Below are 18,902 nucleotides of genomic sequence, written 5' to 3' on the forward strand. Positions count from 1 at the left end.
TATTCATGTTGGAATGTCAGGGAAAGAATTATATTCTATAATTGATCGGTGTTTAGCCATAAAAACTTACTAAATTTCTGATTATCTTTTCATAAGTTGGTAAATGCCGATATATCCCGTATTTTAGGGCTTTATCGGTATTTTCTTTTCGGAAGATACCTTGCATAAGCTGGCATTTACCAGCATGAAAATGCAACCAAAAGTAGTAAATGAGTAGTAAATATAAGCTCCGATATTAACAAGCCAGTCTTTCCAGTTCTGCTTTTGCAGATTGAAATGTACCGTGTGCGTAATAGCCAAGTGTCATGGTTATGTTAGCGTGTCCCATGAGGTATTGCAGAGTGTTTGGGTTCATTCCTCTGTTTGCCATATTCGTACAATAAGTATGTCTGAATGAATGTGGCGTGATGTTCGGTAACTTGTCCGTGTGATACTTGTTATACTTCTTAATCAGTCCTCGCACCATGCCCTCATAGTTTCCTGCAACTTTAGGCAAGCCCTCACGATTTAGGAATAGGAAATTGCTGTAACCACCTACAATCAGCGGTTGTGCCTTTCCTCTGTTCTTTAGTATTCTTTGGATTGCTTGATAAGCCCGTTCTGTCAATGGAAGTTCCCGTTTTCCGTTTTTGGTCTTTGGCGTTTCAATATAGTAACCCATTTCGCTATCTTTCAATAACTGGTGGTCTATATTGAGTACTCTGTTCTGCATATCAATATGCGTCGTCAGTCCGCAAAATTCAGAAATACGAAGTCCCGTTTCCAGCAGAAGCACAACCTCATCATAATACTTACTATAAATTTTGTCCTTTTCCATAAAGGCAAGCAGGCGTTCTTCCTGCTCTGGTGTAAGGATAACTTTCTGTTCGGTATCATCTTCCAGAACATCACTTAGCTTAAATTCAAATGGGTTCTTTCTGATACAGTCGTCTTGTATCGCCATGTAAAATGACGCTTTCAAGGAACGCTTATAGTTATCAATCGTTTTATAGGCATATCCTTTTTCACTCATTCTAATAGCCCATTCTTTAGCGTCCGACTGCTTAACCGTATCAATCGCCCTCATACCCAATGGGTCATTTTTCAGAGCGTTCATAAGATACTGTCGTCCTTTTTCAGTAGCCCTTTTGATGTTCTTTCTTTGGCTGTTCTTCTTGTCGTAGAGCTGGCAGACTGTCATTTTACCGCCGACTGTGTCGATACCGTCGTTAAGGTCTTTTTTTATCTGTGCTTCTTTTTCCCTCAACGATATATCATCACGCTTTCCAGCAGGTGTCTTGTCTGTCGGTACAAGTTTCCAAGAATAGATAAATTGTGGCTTTCCGTATATATCGGTATATTTATAAACGTATCTTCCGTCTTTTCGCTGGCTCTCTCCATTACGCAAATTGCGATTTTTACTGTCTTTTCGTTTCACATTAGACATAGTGTAAAGCTCCTTTCCGTCATGGAATGAGCCGTGATACGCTATACCTTATTATACCATATCTACGGCTCAATGACATTAGATTTCGTCCAATGTATCTATGATTTTTTCAAATTGTTTTCGCTTAATCTGAATACGATTACCGTTCACGATAACCCAGCCAGCGTCAAGATTTTCTTCGGCTAATTTACGCAATTTCTTTTCGCCAATACGGAAGTATTTAGACGCTTCTTCAATCGTCAGCGTATATTTTTCCCAGATAGGCACATCAGTATTGTTCATAATCTATACACCCCCTTTACTGTGTGTCGTTTTTTACAAGCAGGCAGACGGCTTTGGAAAGCTCCGTTAGTATCTCAACTATTCCCATTCTTGTGGGCAGAACCGCACCATGCGGACGTATCATTATTCTGTGAGGATAGGTCGTGGCAAAACGACTTTTCCAACAGTCGCTCTCGGATCACTGCGTGGGTCGCTCGCTTTCTTTTTGAAAAGGTCGTGGCGTACAGTCCCCGTGGCTCGCTATCTCACAAACGTATCTGTCTGCTTTATTCAGTTGTCAAAGAGCTGTGGCGAAAGCGTGTTGCTTTCATGTAAAAGCAGGAGCAGAGCAGGAAAGAGGGGATTGAACAAATCATGCTCTGCGGTTACTGCTTCTTATTCTTCGGTTTCTAAAGGAATATCAAAGTCCAACATCATTTTGATAAGTGCTTCTCTGATACGTCCCTTTAATTCCATGTCTACGACTATGCAGACATTACCATATCTGTCATAGAATGGACGTAAACAACATTTTGATATGTACGGGTCATAAAATGCCAGTATCTTTTCAATCGAATTTACGTTGCCGTCCACAGCCGACGAGATAAGGTAAAATGACGGGCGTGTGTTATTCATCATTCATGTTCTCCTTTAACTTTTTCTTGATTTCTTCAAGTGAGTTCTTCCTACTGCGGAACGACGTTGAACGGTTAATCTTTAATCTGTCGCCGATTTCTGTATCGCTCATGCCTAAGAAGAAGTACATCAACAAGATTTCTCTGTCCTTTTCAGACAGATACTTAATCGCTTCTGCTAAATCATCATCAAGGACACGAACCTCAATACCGCATACATCAAAGGCGGTATAATCGCTTTCATATTCGTCCCAGACAGCCAGCTTTTCCACGACGATTTCTGGAAGTTCACAATAGGAAATTTCCTTATTTCTTCGTCGCTTTAATTCTTTGCGGTAATTACGGACAATGCCCTTTACTACACGTTTGAGCTTGCAATCGAATTGACATTGTATCGTTCTTTGGAAGTTCGACGGTTTCATATCATCACACCCCCTTTCCGTTATGACGTGAAAAGTGTTTATCCCTCTTTCCGCACCATATCTGTACGGCAAGGTGTGATTTGTTGCAGGAATTTGAAAAAAATTGAAAAAATTTTTTCGGGTACAAAAAAAGCCCGCACAAAACATATAGTTTTATACGAGCTATTAAAGCTGTAAAATATTCAGTTTTTAATAAAATGCTATTAGGTAGTGTATGATTGTATAGAATTTCGCTTAAAATGTTCCATAATACAATCCCCCTTACAGCACTTGTTTTGTATTACACTTTTGTCTTTTGGGTAATCTTGTAAATATATTCTTCTGATGTAGGGCGTTTATTTCCAAAATACTTTTTAAAATTTGCCTGCACCTCTGGGTCGGTGCTGTTCATAGCTTCATCAATCGTTGCTTCAATATCCGCCCGAACATCAGACAATGATACACCGCCAGCTTTTGCCCCAGCTTTCAATGCTTTTTTAATATCTCGTTTTTTCAGACCAATCATATGTGTGTTTCTCCTTTAAGCATAAACATCTTGAAAAGCAAGTTATGATATTGTAAATCATTGAAAATTTAATGTTTCTGCTCTTATAATACTATTTTTCTATTCTATATCAGTTTTTCTATACGATTATACAGACCACCCCAGACTTTCTTGTTGAATAGAATATAATTTGTGATATAGCCCTTTTCTTTCCATAAGCTCATTATGTGTTCCATGTTCAACTATTTTTCCATTTTCCATTACTAATATCTGGTCTGCATCTACCACAGTCCTTAGACGGTGTGCAATCATAATAACTGTTTTACCTTTTATCAGATGTGCAAGTGCTTTTTGTACGAAAACTTCATTTTCTGGGTCAAGAGAGGCGGTTGCCTCGTCTAAAAGAATAATCGGAGAGTCTTTTAATAAAGCTCTTGCAATAGAAATTCTTTGACGTTCTCCACCTGACAATGTACTTCCGTTTTCTCCTAAAATAGTATCATATCCATTTGGCAGATTACGAACAAATTCATCACAGTAAGCTACTTTGGCAGCTTTATATACTTGTTCTTTTGTAGCATTAGGATTTCCCATTTGAATATTATTAAAAACTGTATCATTAAACAATGTAACATCTTGAAAGACAAAGGACATCTTTTCCATTAAATTTTCAGGATTGATTGTTTTAATGTTTTTATTACCAATCGTTATTGAACCGCTTTGTATATCCCAAAATCTGGCAATCAATTTTGCGATTGTACTTTTTCCGCTTCCAGACGGACCAACTAACGCTGTTATGCTTCCCTGTGGTATTGTGCATGAAACATTGTGAATAACATCTTCATTGTTATAAGCAAAAGATACATCATTTAACTTAATATTATAAGTTTGAGGTGTTTCTTCTTTCCCACTCATAGCAGGAGTAGTCAATAATGTTTTCATTCTTTCTGTAACGACATTAAGATTTAATAATGTAGTTAATTGAGATAAAATAGCTAATATCGGTCCATATATCTTTGTTACAATCAAGAAAAACATAAGAAGAGGTAATAGCTCAATTTGTCCATTGACTAATAAGATTGTCCCTACAAATATAGTTATTCCTATTCCTGCTTGTAAAATCATGCTTGCACTGGACATAAAAATACCGACAACCATTTCAACTTTAACAGCAATTTTTTTCATTTCCAATAACGCTCTGTTCAAAGTCCTAAAGTGAACGCCGCTTAAATTACATGATTTAATGATTTTTATTCCCTCTAAATATTCTTGTACTTGACTGGACGCATTTAATTTTGTTTCCACTTGCTTTTCAAATAATTTTATCTGATATTTCCTGCTACACCAAATAACTAAGAAAGCAATCGGTAATGTAATGAAAACGCATAATGCTAAACGCCAATCAAATAGTGCAAGAAGAACACAGGTTAAAGTTACAGAAATTCCATTTGCAATTAGAGGCGGAATAGTACTACTTAACATTGACTCCATACTACTACAATCCGACATCATATTTGTTGTAAGTTCTGATAAATCCTTTGTGTTGAAGAAACTCATAGGAAGTTTACGCAGATGTTCAGCAATACGCAATCTAGTAACATTTGACTCTTTATAAGAAGCAATATAAGTCTTGCGATAATCATTTTTGGAAGCTAAGAAAACAATGATTGCTGAAATAATACCTGCTCCCCAAAGCAACCAGATATTTTGCCAATCTAACTCTTGCCCTAAAAAAGGATTTAATAGCTCACTAAAAACCATAACTGTAATACAAAACGGAAGTAACATTGCTAAATTTGTAATCGTACAAGCAATGATTGCTTTTTTCAAATCAGTATAGCCTTTATCTGATAAAAATAATATTTCTTTTAATTTTTTCATTTTACTGCACCACCTTTGTTTGAACTTTCCAATCAATCGCCTCTGTATAATGTTTCCACATTTCAGCATAACGTCCATTTTTCTGTATTAAATCATTATGTTTTCCACTTTCAATTAAGCGACCATTTTCCATAACAATAATTTTATTTGCATTACGAATTGTAGAAAGACGGTGTGCAATCATAATGACAGTTTTGTCTTGCATAAGTTTCTCAAAAGCCTTTTGTATCAAATATTCATTTTCAGGGTCGCTAAATGCAGTTGCTTCATCTAATACAATGATAGGGGCGTCTTTAATAATAGCTCTTGCGATAGCAATTCTCTGTCGTTCTCCACCTGAAAGATGTATACCTTGTGTTCCGACTACTGTATCATATCCGTTTGGTAATTTAGAAATAAAATCATGACACTGTGCCGCTTTAGAAGCTGATATGACTTGCTCTTTTGTTGCGTTTGGATTTCCCATGCGAATATTATCGAAAATACTTTGCTTAAAAAGAAATATATCTTGAAACACAAAGCTAATATGTTTCATTAAGTCATTAGTTCCAACTTCACGAACATCAACATTTCCTATTTTAATGCTTCCAGAGGTTACGTCCCAAAAACGAGAAATCAAATTAGCAATCGTACTTTTTCCACCACCAGATAAGCCGACGATCGCTGTTATTTCCCCTTGCTTTGCTTCAAAAGAAACATTTTTTATTGCCAGTTCATTCTCTTTTCCAGTATAAGAAAAACTAACATTATCGAATGTAACATTGTCATTATCAAAAGTCTTTGATATTTGTGTATCTTTTAAGACTGGAATATTAAATATTTCGTCCATTCTTGCAACATTTCCATTGATTTGCATAAACGATTCTGAAACATACATAATTTTGTTAAGTATACCCGCTACTGCTGGAACAAAGAGCAAATAGAAGATGAAAGTCATCAGAAATTCTTTCTGGTTTACTGCATTAGTACCAATTAAAATACCTACGGGTATAAGCACAAGATAAATATTGTTAATTATCGTTGTAAATGCAGGCATACAATTTTGCCAACCTAATGAAAATTTCAATACCCATTCTGTATATTGAGAGATTGCATGTTTTAACTGTTCAAATGAATTAGCTGTCTGATTAAAAGCCTTAACGACTGGCATACCTCGTACATATTCAACAGACGCATTATTCATATCTTCAAGAGCAATTTGATATTTCCCCATATTTTCTTTCATTGCCCCACTTCCATAACCCATAAACTGAACAATAAAAGCTAAAATAATACCAACAAGAGAAGCAATGCCGAATCTCCAATCAATAGCAAATAATAAAATAACCATAACAATCGGAGCAGTTACGGAAGCCACAAAATCAGGAAATTGATGTGCAATGAAACCCTCAACACTTTCTATATTTTCGTCCATGATTTTTCTTAACCGTCCACTTCCAATCGTCAAATGATAACCTAAAGGTATTTTGGTAATATGTTCTGCAAATTTAACCTTTAATTCATACAATGTTCCAAAAGCCGCAAGATGAGAACAAAATATCGCCAAAAAATACAACAAAATATTTGCGATAATTCCACCCAGAGCCAACCAGCCATACCCTATTACTTCATTGACATCTAAGCTATTCAAATTTGGATAAACTTGAAGAATAGAACGAATGATGAAGTAAACTGCAATATAAGGAATAAATGAAGCAATCGACGCTAAGGAAGAAAGAATAGCGGATATAAAAATCAGTCCTTTCTTATTTGAAGCCAGTTCCATACATCGTGCCAAGCCAGTTTTAGGCTTTACCTGTTTTGGCGTTTTCTTTGCCATAATAAATCCTCCTAACTAAAAAATGATGTAGTTAGCTCTTGCTAACATACATCATTTTACTTTTTATATTTATTTGCTTCTACTCCATAGCTATATATCTATCCAAAAAATAGCCCAAAAGTGTTAATTTTCTGCCTTTCGATAATCTTTAGGTAAAATACCATATACCGATTGAAATGCAATAGAAAATTTACTTGCATTACTATATCCAAGACTTAACGCAATATCATTTATTTTACGCTTTGAATTTCTTAATTCATTAGACGCTATATTCATCTTGTATTTTTTTATGTAAGAATAAGGAGTATCTCCATATACTTGTGCAAAGACTTTATACAGTAACGACAAGTTAATTCCTTTTTCATAAGCTAATTGTTCCAGAGATACTTTTTCTTCTAAATGTTCTGTCATATATTTGCAAACATCTTTTGTTATTTGTATATATTTTTTGTTGAAATATCGAAATTCAGTTTCTTCATTGCCCGACAGTTTGTTGATGAAATATAAAAATTCGATTGCTTTAACACGAAAATAGGTAATACTTTCCTTATCTTTAGCATTATAAAATTCTTCAAAAAGATGTCCTAACTCAAAGTCTGCATGACTTAAATATCCATTTTTATTTAACTTTAATCTTTCACTTATTTTGTCCATATCTAAGCAAAAATCATTTAGAATTTTTTGTGTATCTGCACTAAGGGCGTGTTTATCTATGACTAAGCTAAATGCGTAACATTTTTTTAGGGGAAAGGAAAAAGATATAGGCAAATGTTTAGTCCCCATAATACTGAAATATCCTTCTGACAAATAAAACATCTGATGATTAGAAAATTCACATTCATAACGCCCCGCTTGACAATGGACAATAGAAATTATATCAGGATTAAATTTTTGTGAGGGCATAATTTCATCTGTATAAAAATCAAGAAAACAAAGTGTGATACCGTCATAAAGATTATAACTTGTAATAATACCTTTTCCTTTACAGCCATAATCTATAATAACACAATCATTATCACTATCGACTAATTGTGCTTTATCTCCATACCAAGATTTATTAAATCTATTATCCATACCAATCATCTCTTTTTGTTAATCTATTCTAATTTTAATATTAACATATATCTGAAACGTGAGCAACGTTTTCTGCTTTTAGGGTAAAGGGGGCTATCTTTTTTTGATAACCCCTTAATACTTATCCTATAATCTTCCAGTTGCTATCCTTATGTAGCACAAGCTCATATTGCGATACCTGCGTTGCCTTTGTCTGATTATCAAGGAATTTCACAGCAACCTTGACTTTCACATTCTCCCCGTCCTTTGTAAAGATAGGGTTTATCAGTTCAGAATAAAGGTAATCTCTGCCGATAGGTTCAAGTACATTACCAGATACATAATAGGCAAGTTCTTTTTCTGTGGCTGTTGGGTACAGCTTAAAGAATGTTTCCAGAAATGCGGTAGCGTCGTTTACAGTATCAGCGTCTACACTTGCGTCTGCTTCTGGTGTCTTAGGCTCATAGTCTGATTTTTCGATTGCTGGTGCAAGGGTAGGGTTCTGAACGATTACCATATCCCCGTCAGCGTCTATATGGACTTTTACGGTATAGGTTGCTTTCACATTGCTTGTCTTTTCTCCCTCTTTTATCTGCTGATCTACTTCGTAGGTAGCAGAAAAAGTGTTCGTTCCCGATTGTTCGATACTCCATACAATCACATTTGTAGCTGTGGAGCTGGTCGGTATATCCGTTCTGATTGTATCAACATTCAAGTCCTGCAATTCCTTTGTCAGATAACCGCTGATTGCCTGCGTCCTTGCTTCGATAGCTTCTTTGCTGTTATTCCATGTGTAGTAGGACTTCGCAAAATTCTTCACGAAATTTTCTATCCCGTTGGTGTCCTGCAAGCGAAGTTCAATGATTTCTTTTTCATGGGTCGTGTGCTGGTCGATAGCAGTAAAATTCTTATACACCCCAAAGCTCACGCTTGCGATAAGCACCACCCACAACGCAATCACGGTTTTCTTATGTGTGCCTACCTTAACAGTACGCACCTTTTTTTCTTTTGGTTCTTTGATAGTTTCTGTCTGTTTCTTATTCTTCTTAAACATATTTTTCAAGTCCTTTCTATTGTTTTACTCGTCCTGCACCGATTAAGTGCTGTTGCCAGTAACTATTACTTAGGTCTGCATATCCTATCGGGTCGCCCGCATGGTACATCTGGTTATTTCCTACATAAATGCCGACGTGGGTTACATACGAACCAGCGTTATAGGTGGAATGGAAAAATACCAAGTCCCCAGCCTTTGCCTGCGAAAGCGGAAGATGTTGGGTAGCGTCATATTGTGCTTGTGCTGTTCTCGGTAAGGAGATACCAGCTTTTCCATAACACCATTGCATCAGTCCCGAGCAGTCAAAGGAAGTGTTGGGATTGCTACCGCCATACACATACTTCCAGCCTTGATATTTCAACGCTTCATTCATTACCTTTTGTGCCAGCTCTCCCGATACCTGCGGAACAGTTAAATACTGATTGACTAATTCCACATAGAACATATTTCCATAGCCATACCGCCAGCCCCCGTTCTTTGCAACGGCTATCGGGTTGGTGTAGGTTACTTTCTTTCCACCCGATTTCTCACGGGCGAAGCTCTCTGCAAGATTAAAAGTATGTTTCTTTCCTTTTCCTGCCACATATCCCACATAGCCACCGCCATAGTTATAGGACTGTATCGCTACATTCAAGTCGTCGATACCTTGATTTTTACAGGAAGAAAGCAGGGACGCAAAATACTTACACCCCTGCTTGATTGAGCTTTCCGTATCTAAGGAATTAGGCGGTAAACCAAGACTTTCCGAACTCTGCATAACATCTTCTGCCGTACCGCCACTTTCTACTTGAATGATAGCCAATAGCACATTGACATACTCGGAAATGCCGTATTCTCTGGCGTACTTTTCAACCATAGGCTGATGTTTCAAGACTTCTGCGGATAAGTTCATACCCGTAATGCCAGAAGAAAAATTGCTGTTCTCGTCGTCGCTGTCCGCACTAATCAAGACACCAAAGAAAAGGACTATGGAAAAGAGGATAGGAAACAGACTGCCAATAAGAGCGATATGTTTCAGTTTCATTTTTTCTTCTGTCCTTTCTTCATTACAAGGTTACGGTTCTTTTCGGTATGTTCCGTTGTACGCTTTGATTGTTCAAAGGTCTGTGCCTTTGTGGTACGCTCTGCTTTGTAATTCTGGTGTGTTTCCTGCGATACCACTTTTTCTACATTCTGCCTATGTGCTGGCTGTATAGGCTGGGACGCTTTTCTATCAGAAGCACCAGAAGATAACGGACGCTCTTTGATAACACTTGTCTTGACTGGCTCACTTATCTTTGAAGTGGTCGCTGTGGCAGGGCGTTTGACTTCCTGCATTTTTTCCACACTCGGCTTTGGAATGGTCGAAGCTGTGGCTGGTCGCTCATGGGGACGGGTAGCTCCCGTTGTCGCTGATCCGTCAGCCTTTCGCTGTGCCTGCCTTGCTTCTTGTGCTTTTTGAAGCTCCATACGCTTGTCAGCGATATTCTGCCTGCGTTGCTCCTGCTTTTCCAATCGTCCCGTCTGTCTGGACTGCTGTTCCTGCACCATGCCACGCTTGAAATCTGATACGCTGGACTTTGCCTTTTCCTTTGCGGAATATACCGCATAAGCGGTCTGTGTCGGCATATCCTTGATGTTTTCTTTGACAGCGTTTGCCTTGTCTTTCACTTTATTTTTCGTATCTAAGACAGCACCCACCTTTGAGCCTGCTCGCTGTCCCATGCTGGAAGTGGTATTGCCCCGATTTTCTTTAGAAGCTGTATTTTTTCTTTCCGCTCGTTTGCCAGCAACGGCACTTCCAGCCACCGCACCAGCCACACCACCCGAAATACCGCCAGCACTTACTGCCCTTGCAATACGGTGTTCCATACGCCTAGCTCTATGTCGCATAAACAGATACGGTCTGCGGAATATCCTGCGTCCCATATTTTGACTGTCGCCAGCGTTCAAAGAGAACATATTCATTAAGTCGCCTAACTTGATAAAGATACCTGCGAAACACACTATCTGTAAGAACGCCACCATAAAAAACGGGTAATCTTTGGAGATGTTATAAAACATACTGGAAATACTGAACGCCACCGTTACAATGAGCGTTATTCCTGCCCGTGTCATTATGGTATTAAACACCCTCACGATTGCCTGCTTTGCCAGATTTTCTTGACTAGGTATCATGGAAAGAAGAAAACTGATAGGCAAAAACATTGCAAAGATAATAAAAAGTATCTGGCTTAACATCATTATCCCCATCAGTAAGAATACAAAGATTGTGATACCTATATTAAAAATGAATAGGAAGAACACCATACCCAAGCGGTTTACCACCTGCGGTATCGTCAGATTGTTGTTGTCGTTATCCTCGATTTCTGTTTTCACGACTTCCTCTCTGGTCTTTCCGTCCTCGTCCTCTGGGCTTGCCGATACAAGAGCTTCTACACGGTCTGCCCCGATTTCTTCTGCGTTGCTGTTCCCGAATTGTAAGAGTAACCACGGCTGTTCCACTTGAATAGAAAATAGACTGTCCCGTATCAAGTCTACGCTGTCCTTGCCCTCGCTGTCAGAGTTTGGGAGCATGATTTTTGTTCCCAAGTCAAGTGAAGCGGTACTGATGTCTGATGAAAACTCATTTATCTTCTTGATGTAGTCGGGAGCATAGGCAATAAACGAAGCGGACAGCACGAACACCACCACAAAGTTGATAACGGCATGAAGTGCTTTACTGGTTTCCCGTTTGATAAGTCCCGTATATGCAACATAAAGTCCCACCACTAAGATAATGAGAAGCAGGAAACCAACATAGAAGCCAGAGCTGGAAAAACCGTTTGCCGTAACACCTGCAAGGGTCTGTATGCTTTTTCCGATACTGTCTGCCATATCGTTAATAAAATCAAGTTTGTAGGCTTCCTGCACCACATAGCCCGTAGCATTGCTTAAATATAGGCTTATCGTCCAGACAAAGTTGGTAATGCAGTAAAGCCCGTACTGCACCGATTTTCCGATACCGTCCAGCCAGTTCCACGGAAGCCACGACCAGCTATTATCCACATAAAAATCAAGCTGGTAGTTGGAAAGGGGATATTTTGAGTAAAGATTTTCTGCGTTTATGGTATCGTCCACAAGCCCCGTCGCATGAGCCACCGTCCCCAGAAGTGAAAGCAGGATAAGGGAGAGTGCCACCACGAACAGAGCCATTTTGAGAAAGTGGAAAATCTTCTTTTTTGTGAACGCACCTTTTATCCTTTCTTTCATCACTCCACCTCATTTCTCTGTACGGGCGGTCTTGTATCAAAGGCGTGTAGCAGTTCTTCAAAAACGGGGTGTATCTGCACCACACCGACACGCCCGTATAAATCCTGTAATAAACATTGTCCGTTCTCCAAATCACGCAAGCGTTTCTGGTTATTTTCGTCGTCCTTGTCAATGCCGAAAAATTCTAAGGTCTGCTTTATCTCGTTGATGTCAGTAGAACGAAAGGCAAACTTCAAGCCGATATTGTTTTTCAGACTTTCCTTTGCCACGTCCCCAGAAGATTGTGTAACGAAATAAACGCCTGCCTGCATAGCTCGTCCAGCACGAACCAGCTTGTTTGATAAGGTTTCGCCTTGTGCCACATTTAAGAACGCCCACGCTTCGTCAAGGTCTACAATCTTAAAAATACTTCTGTCAGAATGGATAAAATCAAGGGCAAAGGTACTAATCACAATCAGCATAGACACCGACAATAATTCAATGGTCGTGTATTCCTCAAAAGTTGTGTCCTTATCTGGCAACACAAGGTCAGCTACTTGAATGATATTGAGCTGGTTATCCAGACTGATAGCATTTTCTACCGTACCGTCTGAAAACAGCAGATGTGCAAAGTCGTAGTCCGTGAAGCTGTCGATATGGTCTGCGATATTTCTTGATATGTGTGTATCTTCACGGCGTAGCTCGTCTATCACATGAAGCAAGCCCCGACTGTCGCTCTGGGTAACGGAGCGTACCGCTTTTCGTAACACGGGGAATTTTTCGCCGTCCCTAGAGGAAATACCCGTTAAAAATGTCAAGATGTCGATTGCCAGACTTTCAGCGTCTTTTACATTCTTCATAATCACAAACGGGTCAAGAAGTCCTGCATTGTCCTTGTCGCTGGTAAGATTTACGATATTGATTTCATGGGCGATTTCTGGGAGCGTTTCTTTCCAGTTGCCACGCTCTGATTTAGGGTCTAAGATAACTGCTTGTCCCCCAAAGAGAACTGAATAATACACCAGAAGATTGTTACAGAACGACTTCCCACCGCCAAGCGAACCGACAAAAGCAGAAGCAAGGGCATTTGTAACTGTGCCTTTTACGCCCTGCGAAGCTAAAGACGGTTGCAGGTACACATTTCTTCCCGTATCAACAGAATAGCCCATATAGATACCCGTGTTTTCTCCTAACTGCTGTGTCGCACCGAAACCCAGCCCAGCCAAGAAGTCTGATTTTACATACTGCACATAATCATTGATATATCGCTTGCTGGCAGGTAAAAATTCAGAATGAAGCCCCAGCATATCCCCAGCAGGACGCACCAGCTTTACATTGAGGTCGTCGTAAAAGTCCTTGACTTCATCACAACGGCGTTTCAGCTCGTCAAGATCGGGTGCACACACCCGTATGACGTAGCTTAGCTTATACATACTTTCTTTGCTCTGGTCTAAGTCCGTTTCCAGCTCGTCCACGCTGTCTAATGCGTCCACCACATTTGAGCTGGTTTCACTTCCAGCTTGATAGGCGTGATTGTCAAGGTCTTTCAATTCCTTTTTCTTATTGCGGACGGTTGTTAATGCTTTTCGATTTTCCACGATTTCTACATTCATAGAAGTATCAACGGGGAATGTGAATTGCTGTTGCTGGAAATAGAAGATTTCAGACGACGGAAAATCAAGCTCACCTACAATCGCATTGACGGTAAAATAGGATACATAGCTTTCCTTGTCCTCATGTTCCAAACGTAAATATCGCTGGCTTTCCTCAATCACACATCTTGTCGGACGGATAAGGTCGTAGTATTTTATCAGCGTTTCTTTTTTATAGTTCTTCTTTGGTAGCTGGTACTCATAATCTTCATAGGCGATACCGTCCCTGCCGTAAAGATGTTCCATGAGATACCCAAAATCATGGATTTCCAAGCGACGTACCTTAAAGCGACGGGAGATTTTATTTTCCAGTAACTTTTCCATTTTCATGTAACGGTTGATTTCATCATTCGGCATGGAAACAAAATCATTCATCAGCGTATGGTTCACTTCATGGAGAAATTCCGCAAACGTCAGCCACGCTGATTTTTTTATGTTCTTCAGATTAAGCTGTTCTTCCGTAACCATGAGCTTAAAGCCAAGAAAAAAGCGGTAGTCCACTTGATTGTCCCCAATCATAGATACTAACGCTTCGGTCTGTTCGTCTATCTTCTGGTAGGCAACTTCCTTTAATTTTCCCGTTACCAGTTTCTTTGACTGCTCCTGCATACTTCGTATTGAGCTTTCTGTGGCAATCTGCAACGCATGAATTTTACCCTCACGGGACTGTGCAATGAGCTGTCGGAAACTGTCATGCACGATAAATTTCTGCTCTGCGGATAAGAAAGAATAGTTGTACGGTATCAGCTCATAATAGGCGAACACCTCATTGTCCTTGTTCCAGACAAGGTTATTGTCAATATATTTTATCGGGAACATCGTTCACACTCCTTACTGCCGTGATTGTTTCATTCAAGGTCTGCTTATGCAGTTTTACGGCTTTTCCTGCATAAGTGATTTTAGGTCGCAGGGCATAGGTTATCTGTGATTTCAAAAAGCTGTACGGCTTCTTTCCGTCAAAGGTTTTCTGCGACATGAACCAAGTGAGAGCAACGGGAATACCAAAGTATTTGAGAAATGCTCCCTCAATCATGGAAAGTGGGGGAATATCCCCAAACAGAATGATGATAAATTCCGTAATCACAAACCATGTAATCTGTGTAAAGGTAACGGGAAAGGGTAAGTTAAAGTCATTGATTGCATACAAGACTTTTTCCACGTTCCAGATACCCGTATAAGATTTAATCTTTTTCAAGTTCTTTCAGCTCCTTTCGTAAGTTTCTAAATGGAAAGGACAGCCATGTTTCAGACTGTCCCTTAAAGAGAAATACGCTGTCAGTAGCAACCATGCTTGTCGCTGATCTTCCAGCGTTAATATGGTATCTCGCACATACCTCGGCTTGTTTCAATGAAGCAACCGCCCATATCCAAATCTCGCCCGTAGGCTTCATAGTCAATGTAGTTCTGTAAGCTGGGTGGAATATCCCCTAGTGCCTGCAATTCGTCTATGTAGTAGTAGGCAACGTCTGTCATGGTTTCACAGTCGGGATAATAATAAATATCGTCCTTGTGTTCCACGACTTCTTCCAGCGTCCCAAAGTGGCTGATAAATTCGTCCAGACACTCTACGATATAGTCGGGAAGTTCCTCTATCATTTCATACATCTCATTGAGTTCTTCAATGGAAACATACTCGCCAATCGCAATCGGGAAGTTGTCGGTATCATGGATAGCGTATTCCTCATACTGTTCATTCAAGCCGATTTTTTCTTTTACATCTTCCTCGTCAATGGGAAACGTGAACCAAGCACCGATTAAATATCCCTCATTGTATTTGCCAAGATTAGCAATATAAACCGCCATATCATCAATCATAAGCACCACCTCTTTTCCTACTCTGGCAATTCAAAGACACTATGTTCCGTTACAAGATAGCGTCTGTTTTCCAGTAAGTGAGAAGCGTAGGCTTCAAAGTCAAAATAGTATGCTTGACAGTCCCCGGACAGATGTTTAAATGTGGGGTCGTTCATCAGCTTTTGCCTTGCAACATCAATCATGCTTTTACAATCGTGATAAACCGTAATCACGTTCCTGCAAATATAAAGTGCTTCTAAGTTCTCAAACACGGTAAGAAGTGCTACATATTCTTCTTGCATATCGGCTGATAGCTGGCGGTACATAAAATCTAATTCGTTAATCTGATACACGCTTGTTTGTTCGTGGACTTCATCAGCATAAGGCAACACCTTTTCGATAATGCGGTAATCCCCACTTTCTGCACCGACACCTAGCTTTTCTTCAAACTCGGCAACATCTATCGGCAGGTCAAACCAGTACGACGTTGTTTCTTCGCCAGTTGTTCTTCCCGTTTCCACCAGCACCCTTGTTTCCTGCATTGTTCCTCACGTCCTTTCTGTTGTTTCATCACATCTTTTAAGGTCTGGTACGACATACCAAACACATACTTTGAAAAATCTTCCAACTGCTTTTCATCATAGTCAGCAGAGTTCAGCAGTTTCATTTCATGCCACACTTTCCGCTTGTAAGAGGGCAGGTCGGAAAGATATTCACAGCCGATTTTTGCCTGCATATCCTTAAAAATATCGTTCATTTCATCACTCCAATCTGAAATTTAGGTAAGAAAAAAGCAGTCAATCCTAAGACTAACTGCTTTGTGTAGATATGAACTTATAAAATTTTAGTTTATGATATAGCAACATCATTTAATGTCCTCTGTGTTTTGCTTTTTTCTTTTGTTGCTTCAACTTAAACTTTTGTTCTGCTTCCATTTGCTTTTTATGTTTGGAATTAGATTTATATTCTTCTTTTTTTAATTCATGTTGTAATTTTAAAGCTTGTTGCGATTTTGTCCCAATTCCATTGTTCTGTAATTGTTTCTTTACATCTCTAAGAACTCTTTTAGGATTTTTCTTATCCTTTTTTACAATCGTTTCAACTGCTGGACTAAATTGTAAATCATAATAATGTTTCAACACAAATTCTTGAATATCATAATCTTTTGGCTCTGCACCAAATGTTACCTTTGCTACGGAAAGTTTTCCATCACAAATTCTTTCAAAAACTCCAACCCAAAAAGGTTCTGCAAAATACACAGTCAATTTACATTTTATTGTCTTCATATCAATCCCTCCTTGTTTATTTCCAAACAAAGAACGGACAACCCGGAGGGGCAGGTTACTTACCCTATAAACATAGGACGGCTGGGCTACCTACCAGCTCTCACATAATAAAATGCTTTGCGTTTTTATCTTTGTCATTTTAGATAATCGTTTTTGATTGATTATCTCTCTTAAAAATTATACCATTTCCATATCAGCACTACAATAAAATTTTATGCACCGATAATCTTGTTGAATAGCTCTAACAGCACATCTTTCACACCGCCAGCATTGAATACCAATCCGACAGCAACAAGGGCAACTACCAAGAAGCCAATGAGCTTTGAAAACTCACGTTTGAACCCTAAGTAGATACCGATAACCACAATCGCCATAAGCACTAAGCTCTGTGCGTTGCTTAAAAACCATTGATACAAATTTTGCCCGAAATTCATTTAATTGTCCTCGCTTTCATTTAATTGTTTCATTTTATAGTCAGCTTCTTTGCCAACACTCAAAATACACATCAATACTACGCCGATACCCATTCCCATAGATACCAGCAGGAAGTCTTTTCCTAATTCCCACATTTTTTATCACTCCTAACTTTCCACTAAATCTTTTGCAGGGGTCGTCTGCTGTTTGATTATCATTTCATGCTTTTCTGTGAGCTTTGCCTGCTGTTCGATTGTTTCCATGTAGTCTGTACCGTTTCCCTTATCAATCTTTTTCAGCATTTTCAAGGTCGGGGCTACCTGCCGTTGCACCCACCGCAATGTACGGTCTAAGGTATAAGGCTCTGGCTTTGTCGTTAGTTTCAGACTTTGCCGATTATCCCCGATAAACCACGCCCAGCGGTCATTGAGTTTCCAGTCATTTTTTCGCTTGTCTGGTTCTTCATCAACAAACCGTACATACTGATTGATGATAGAAAAGGCGGTCTGCTCTGCGTCATAATACGTCAGCAAATCTCGTACTGCATAATAGGCACGTTCATTTCTAAGCCGTATCTCAAAACGATTGATAATGTCGGCTTCTTCAAGCGGTGTCCCTAACTTGACGTACTGCTCATAGTCCTTTTCATAGATACAGAAATACACATCTGATTTCAGAGAACCAAGATAAAGGGTACGTCCCATATATTCTCTGTCGTCCTCTCTGTGCTTGATAAGCTCGCCCGACTGGTAAAACTTATAACTTCTGGACTTTCCGATATATTCCCGTTTCCTGCATTTCTCCGCAAGCTCTGGTATATCCAAAATGCCCGTATGGTCGTTGATAGCAAGGTCGATACGCTTCATCACGCCACCGTCTACCAGTGCGTCCATGAGAAAGTCATACCAGCTTCTTTGCTGTGCCAGCAGGTAACTTTCAAACTGTCGGCAACCACGCCCTTTTAACTCTAAAAGGACACCTTTTTCTTCGTCAGCCGACGTATAGATAAAGATGTCCCCAAGAGAATAATGCTCCGTATAGCTGTAATGTCCGTAATCTTCATGGAGCATATAATTGATATTCAGTTTTAATATATCTTTGATGATGTGCTGTATATCCAGCGTGGGAAAACGAATTTTCACATAATCAAACAGCATGGTAAGCGGTGCTTCTGGATTGAACCTTGCCAGTTCTTTATGCAGAGTTTCCAGAAGCTCCTTTGACGGCTTCATTTTTCCGCTTTCTATCTTATTGAGATATTCTCTTGTGATACCAGAAGCCACCGCCAGCCTGCCTTGTGAGATACCGTAAGCAACCCGCTTCTCCCGTAATTCTTTTATCCATTGTTCTTCATTCAGAACCATACCCCCAATCTATAAAGTGTGAAGTTTTTTAAGGCGACTTCACAGCCGATTTTTGTTAGGAAACCATGTCAGAAGCCTTATGTTTCCTATGCTTTTTGTCTATTGTCTATTTGCAAACGTACCCCTCTGTTAGATACCGAGGGGTTT

At 39.3% G+C, this 18,902-nt stretch carries 21 protein-coding genes; all 21 read right to left on the reverse strand.

Going from position 1 to position 18,902, the window contains the following annotated elements; all coding sequences use genetic code 11:
* Positions 1 to 235: 235 nt before the first annotated feature.
* The gene (locus tag ACLUJM_RS09365) at positions 236 to 1,426 is read right to left on the reverse strand and encodes a tyrosine-type recombinase/integrase (RefSeq protein ID WP_003417815.1); all 1,191 of its coding nucleotides are present in this window, start codon (positions 1,424 to 1,426) and stop codon (positions 236 to 238) included.
* Between the two features lie 78 nt (positions 1,427 to 1,504).
* Positions 1,505 to 1,708, reverse strand: coding sequence for an excisionase (locus ACLUJM_RS09370; RefSeq protein WP_002347229.1), 204 nt, complete (start codon positions 1,706 to 1,708; stop codon positions 1,505 to 1,507).
* A 375-nt stretch (positions 1,709 to 2,083) separates the two neighbouring features.
* The gene (locus ACLUJM_RS09375) at positions 2,084 to 2,326 is read right to left on the reverse strand and encodes a helix-turn-helix domain-containing protein (protein WP_010774379.1); all 243 of its coding nucleotides are present in this window, start codon (positions 2,324 to 2,326) and stop codon (positions 2,084 to 2,086) included.
* Entirely contained in the window at positions 2,316 to 2,744 is a 429-nt protein-coding gene (locus tag ACLUJM_RS09380; protein WP_009896527.1) for an RNA polymerase sigma factor, read from the reverse strand. Before ACLUJM_RS09380 ends, ACLUJM_RS09375 begins: the two co-directional genes overlap by 11 nt.
* A 280-nt stretch (positions 2,745 to 3,024) precedes the next feature.
* Positions 3,025 to 3,249, reverse strand: a complete 225-nt coding sequence (locus tag ACLUJM_RS09385; RefSeq protein ID WP_003417802.1) for a hypothetical protein — start codon at positions 3,247 to 3,249, stop codon at positions 3,025 to 3,027.
* Between the two features lie 126 nt (positions 3,250 to 3,375).
* Positions 3,376 to 5,109 carry an ABC transporter ATP-binding protein gene (locus tag ACLUJM_RS09390; RefSeq protein ID WP_003417799.1) on the reverse strand — a complete coding sequence of 578 codons (1,734 nt, stop codon included), beginning with the start codon at positions 5,107 to 5,109 and terminating at the stop codon, positions 3,376 to 3,378.
* 1 nt (position 5,110) lies between these two features.
* Positions 5,111 to 6,928, reverse strand: coding sequence for an ABC transporter ATP-binding protein (locus ACLUJM_RS09395; RefSeq protein WP_025578659.1), 1,818 nt, complete (start codon positions 6,926 to 6,928; stop codon positions 5,111 to 5,113).
* 123 nt (positions 6,929 to 7,051) lie between these two features.
* Positions 7,052 to 8,002 (reverse strand): helix-turn-helix domain-containing protein, encoded by a 951-nt coding sequence (locus ACLUJM_RS09400; protein ID WP_000370299.1) that lies wholly within the window; start codon positions 8,000 to 8,002, stop codon positions 7,052 to 7,054.
* Between the two features lie 121 nt (positions 8,003 to 8,123).
* Complete coding sequence (locus tag ACLUJM_RS09405; protein ID WP_042745590.1) at positions 8,124 to 9,035, reverse strand: conjugal transfer protein; 912 nt, start codon at positions 9,033 to 9,035, stop codon at positions 8,124 to 8,126.
* 16 nt (positions 9,036 to 9,051) lie between these two features.
* On the reverse strand, positions 9,052 to 10,059 hold the full coding sequence (locus ACLUJM_RS09410) for a lysozyme family protein (protein ID WP_412412725.1): 1,008 nt from the start codon (positions 10,057 to 10,059) through the stop codon (positions 9,052 to 9,054).
* Positions 10,056 to 12,266: a CD3337/EF1877 family mobilome membrane protein gene (locus tag ACLUJM_RS09415; RefSeq protein ID WP_003417629.1), complete on the reverse strand. Its 2,211-nt coding sequence runs from the start codon at positions 12,264 to 12,266 to the stop codon at positions 10,056 to 10,058. Before ACLUJM_RS09415 ends, ACLUJM_RS09410 begins: the two co-directional genes overlap by 4 nt.
* Positions 12,266 to 14,716 (reverse strand): ATP-binding protein, encoded by a 2,451-nt coding sequence (locus ACLUJM_RS09420; RefSeq protein ID WP_412412726.1) that lies wholly within the window; start codon positions 14,714 to 14,716, stop codon positions 12,266 to 12,268. Before ACLUJM_RS09420 ends, ACLUJM_RS09415 begins: the two co-directional genes overlap by 1 nt.
* Positions 14,694 to 15,092 (reverse strand): conjugal transfer protein, encoded by a 399-nt coding sequence (locus ACLUJM_RS09425; protein ID WP_003865505.1) that lies wholly within the window; start codon positions 15,090 to 15,092, stop codon positions 14,694 to 14,696. Before ACLUJM_RS09425 ends, ACLUJM_RS09420 begins: the two co-directional genes overlap by 23 nt.
* Entirely contained in the window at positions 15,079 to 15,246 is a 168-nt protein-coding gene (locus ACLUJM_RS09430) for a hypothetical protein (RefSeq protein ID WP_412412731.1), read from the reverse strand. The genes ACLUJM_RS09425 and ACLUJM_RS09430 overlap by 14 nt, the downstream gene beginning before the upstream one ends.
* The gene (locus ACLUJM_RS09435; RefSeq protein WP_412412730.1) at positions 15,209 to 15,712 is read right to left on the reverse strand and encodes an antirestriction protein ArdA; all 504 of its coding nucleotides are present in this window, start codon (positions 15,710 to 15,712) and stop codon (positions 15,209 to 15,211) included. Before ACLUJM_RS09435 ends, ACLUJM_RS09430 begins: the two co-directional genes overlap by 38 nt.
* A gap of 17 nt (positions 15,713 to 15,729) precedes the next feature.
* A complete protein-coding gene (locus tag ACLUJM_RS09440) occupies positions 15,730 to 16,233 on the reverse strand; it encodes an antirestriction protein ArdA (RefSeq protein ID WP_139936098.1) in 504 nt (167 codons plus the stop codon).
* Entirely contained in the window at positions 16,152 to 16,448 is a 297-nt protein-coding gene (locus ACLUJM_RS09445; RefSeq protein ID WP_139936099.1) for a conjugal transfer protein, read from the reverse strand. The genes ACLUJM_RS09440 and ACLUJM_RS09445 overlap by 82 nt, the downstream gene beginning before the upstream one ends.
* A 112-nt stretch (positions 16,449 to 16,560) precedes the next feature.
* Positions 16,561 to 16,977 carry a YjdF family protein gene (locus ACLUJM_RS09450; protein ID WP_117598535.1) on the reverse strand — a complete coding sequence of 139 codons (417 nt, stop codon included), beginning with the start codon at positions 16,975 to 16,977 and terminating at the stop codon, positions 16,561 to 16,563.
* A gap of 212 nt (positions 16,978 to 17,189) precedes the next feature.
* Entirely contained in the window at positions 17,190 to 17,411 is a 222-nt protein-coding gene (locus ACLUJM_RS09455; RefSeq protein WP_002317729.1) for a hypothetical protein, read from the reverse strand.
* Entirely contained in the window at positions 17,412 to 17,546 is a 135-nt protein-coding gene (locus ACLUJM_RS09460) for a DUF3789 domain-containing protein (RefSeq protein WP_139936100.1), read from the reverse strand.
* A 12-nt stretch (positions 17,547 to 17,558) separates the two neighbouring features.
* Complete coding sequence (gene mobT / locus ACLUJM_RS09465; protein ID WP_118760197.1) at positions 17,559 to 18,755, reverse strand: MobT family relaxase; 1,197 nt, start codon at positions 18,753 to 18,755, stop codon at positions 17,559 to 17,561.
* Between the last annotated feature and the right edge of the window lie 147 nt (positions 18,756 to 18,902).

Source organism: Finegoldia sp. (assembly GCF_046991905.1).
In the GTDB taxonomy this organism is placed as follows: domain Bacteria; phylum Bacillota; class Clostridia; order Tissierellales; family Peptoniphilaceae; genus Finegoldia.

Bases quoted from the DNA above. Each gene is read 5' to 3' on its own strand.
- ACLUJM_RS09455 (WP_002317729.1), bottom strand. From the start codon at position 17,411: ATGAATTTCGGGCAAAATTTGTATCAATGGTTTTTAAGCAACGCACAG.
- ACLUJM_RS09440 (WP_139936098.1), bottom strand. From the start codon at position 16,233: ATGCAGGAAACAAGGGTGCTGGTGGAAACGGGAAGAACAACTGGCGAA.
- ACLUJM_RS09395 (WP_025578659.1), bottom strand. From the start codon at position 6,928: ATGGCAAAGAAAACGCCAAAACAGGTAAAGCCTAAAACTGGCTTGGCA.
- ACLUJM_RS09445 (WP_139936099.1), bottom strand. From the start codon at position 16,448: ATGAACGATATTTTTAAGGATATGCAGGCAAAAATCGGCTGTGAATAT.
- ACLUJM_RS09380 (WP_009896527.1), bottom strand. From the start codon at position 2,744: ATGAAACCGTCGAACTTCCAAAGAACGATACAATGTCAATTCGATTGC.
- ACLUJM_RS09365 (WP_003417815.1), bottom strand. From the start codon at position 1,426: ATGTCTAATGTGAAACGAAAAGACAGTAAAAATCGCAATTTGCGTAAT.
- ACLUJM_RS09435 (WP_412412730.1), bottom strand. From the start codon at position 15,712: ATGATTGATGATATGGCGGTTTATATTGCTAATCTTGGCAAATACAAT.
- ACLUJM_RS09400 (WP_000370299.1), bottom strand. From the start codon at position 8,002: ATGGATAATAGATTTAATAAATCTTGGTATGGAGATAAAGCACAATTA.
- ACLUJM_RS09385 (WP_003417802.1), bottom strand. From the start codon at position 3,249: ATGATTGGTCTGAAAAAACGAGATATTAAAAAAGCATTGAAAGCTGGG.
- ACLUJM_RS09450 (WP_117598535.1), bottom strand. From the start codon at position 16,977: ATGAAGACAATAAAATGTAAATTGACTGTGTATTTTGCAGAACCTTTT.
- ACLUJM_RS09375 (WP_010774379.1), bottom strand. From the start codon at position 2,326: ATGATGAATAACACACGCCCGTCATTTTACCTTATCTCGTCGGCTGTG.
- ACLUJM_RS09415 (WP_003417629.1), bottom strand. From the start codon at position 12,266: ATGAAAGAAAGGATAAAAGGTGCGTTCACAAAAAAGAAGATTTTCCAC.
- ACLUJM_RS09410 (WP_412412725.1), bottom strand. From the start codon at position 10,059: ATGAAACTGAAACATATCGCTCTTATTGGCAGTCTGTTTCCTATCCTC.
- ACLUJM_RS09460 (WP_139936100.1), bottom strand. From the start codon at position 17,546: ATGTGGGAATTAGGAAAAGACTTCCTGCTGGTATCTATGGGAATGGGT.
- mobT (WP_118760197.1), bottom strand. From the start codon at position 18,755: ATGGTTCTGAATGAAGAACAATGGATAAAAGAATTACGGGAGAAGCGG.
- ACLUJM_RS09405 (WP_042745590.1), bottom strand. From the start codon at position 9,035: ATGTTTAAGAAGAATAAGAAACAGACAGAAACTATCAAAGAACCAAAA.
- ACLUJM_RS09390 (WP_003417799.1), bottom strand. From the start codon at position 5,109: ATGAAAAAATTAAAAGAAATATTATTTTTATCAGATAAAGGCTATACT.
- ACLUJM_RS09420 (WP_412412726.1), bottom strand. From the start codon at position 14,716: ATGTTCCCGATAAAATATATTGACAATAACCTTGTCTGGAACAAGGAC.
- ACLUJM_RS09370 (WP_002347229.1), bottom strand. From the start codon at position 1,708: ATGAACAATACTGATGTGCCTATCTGGGAAAAATATACGCTGACGATT.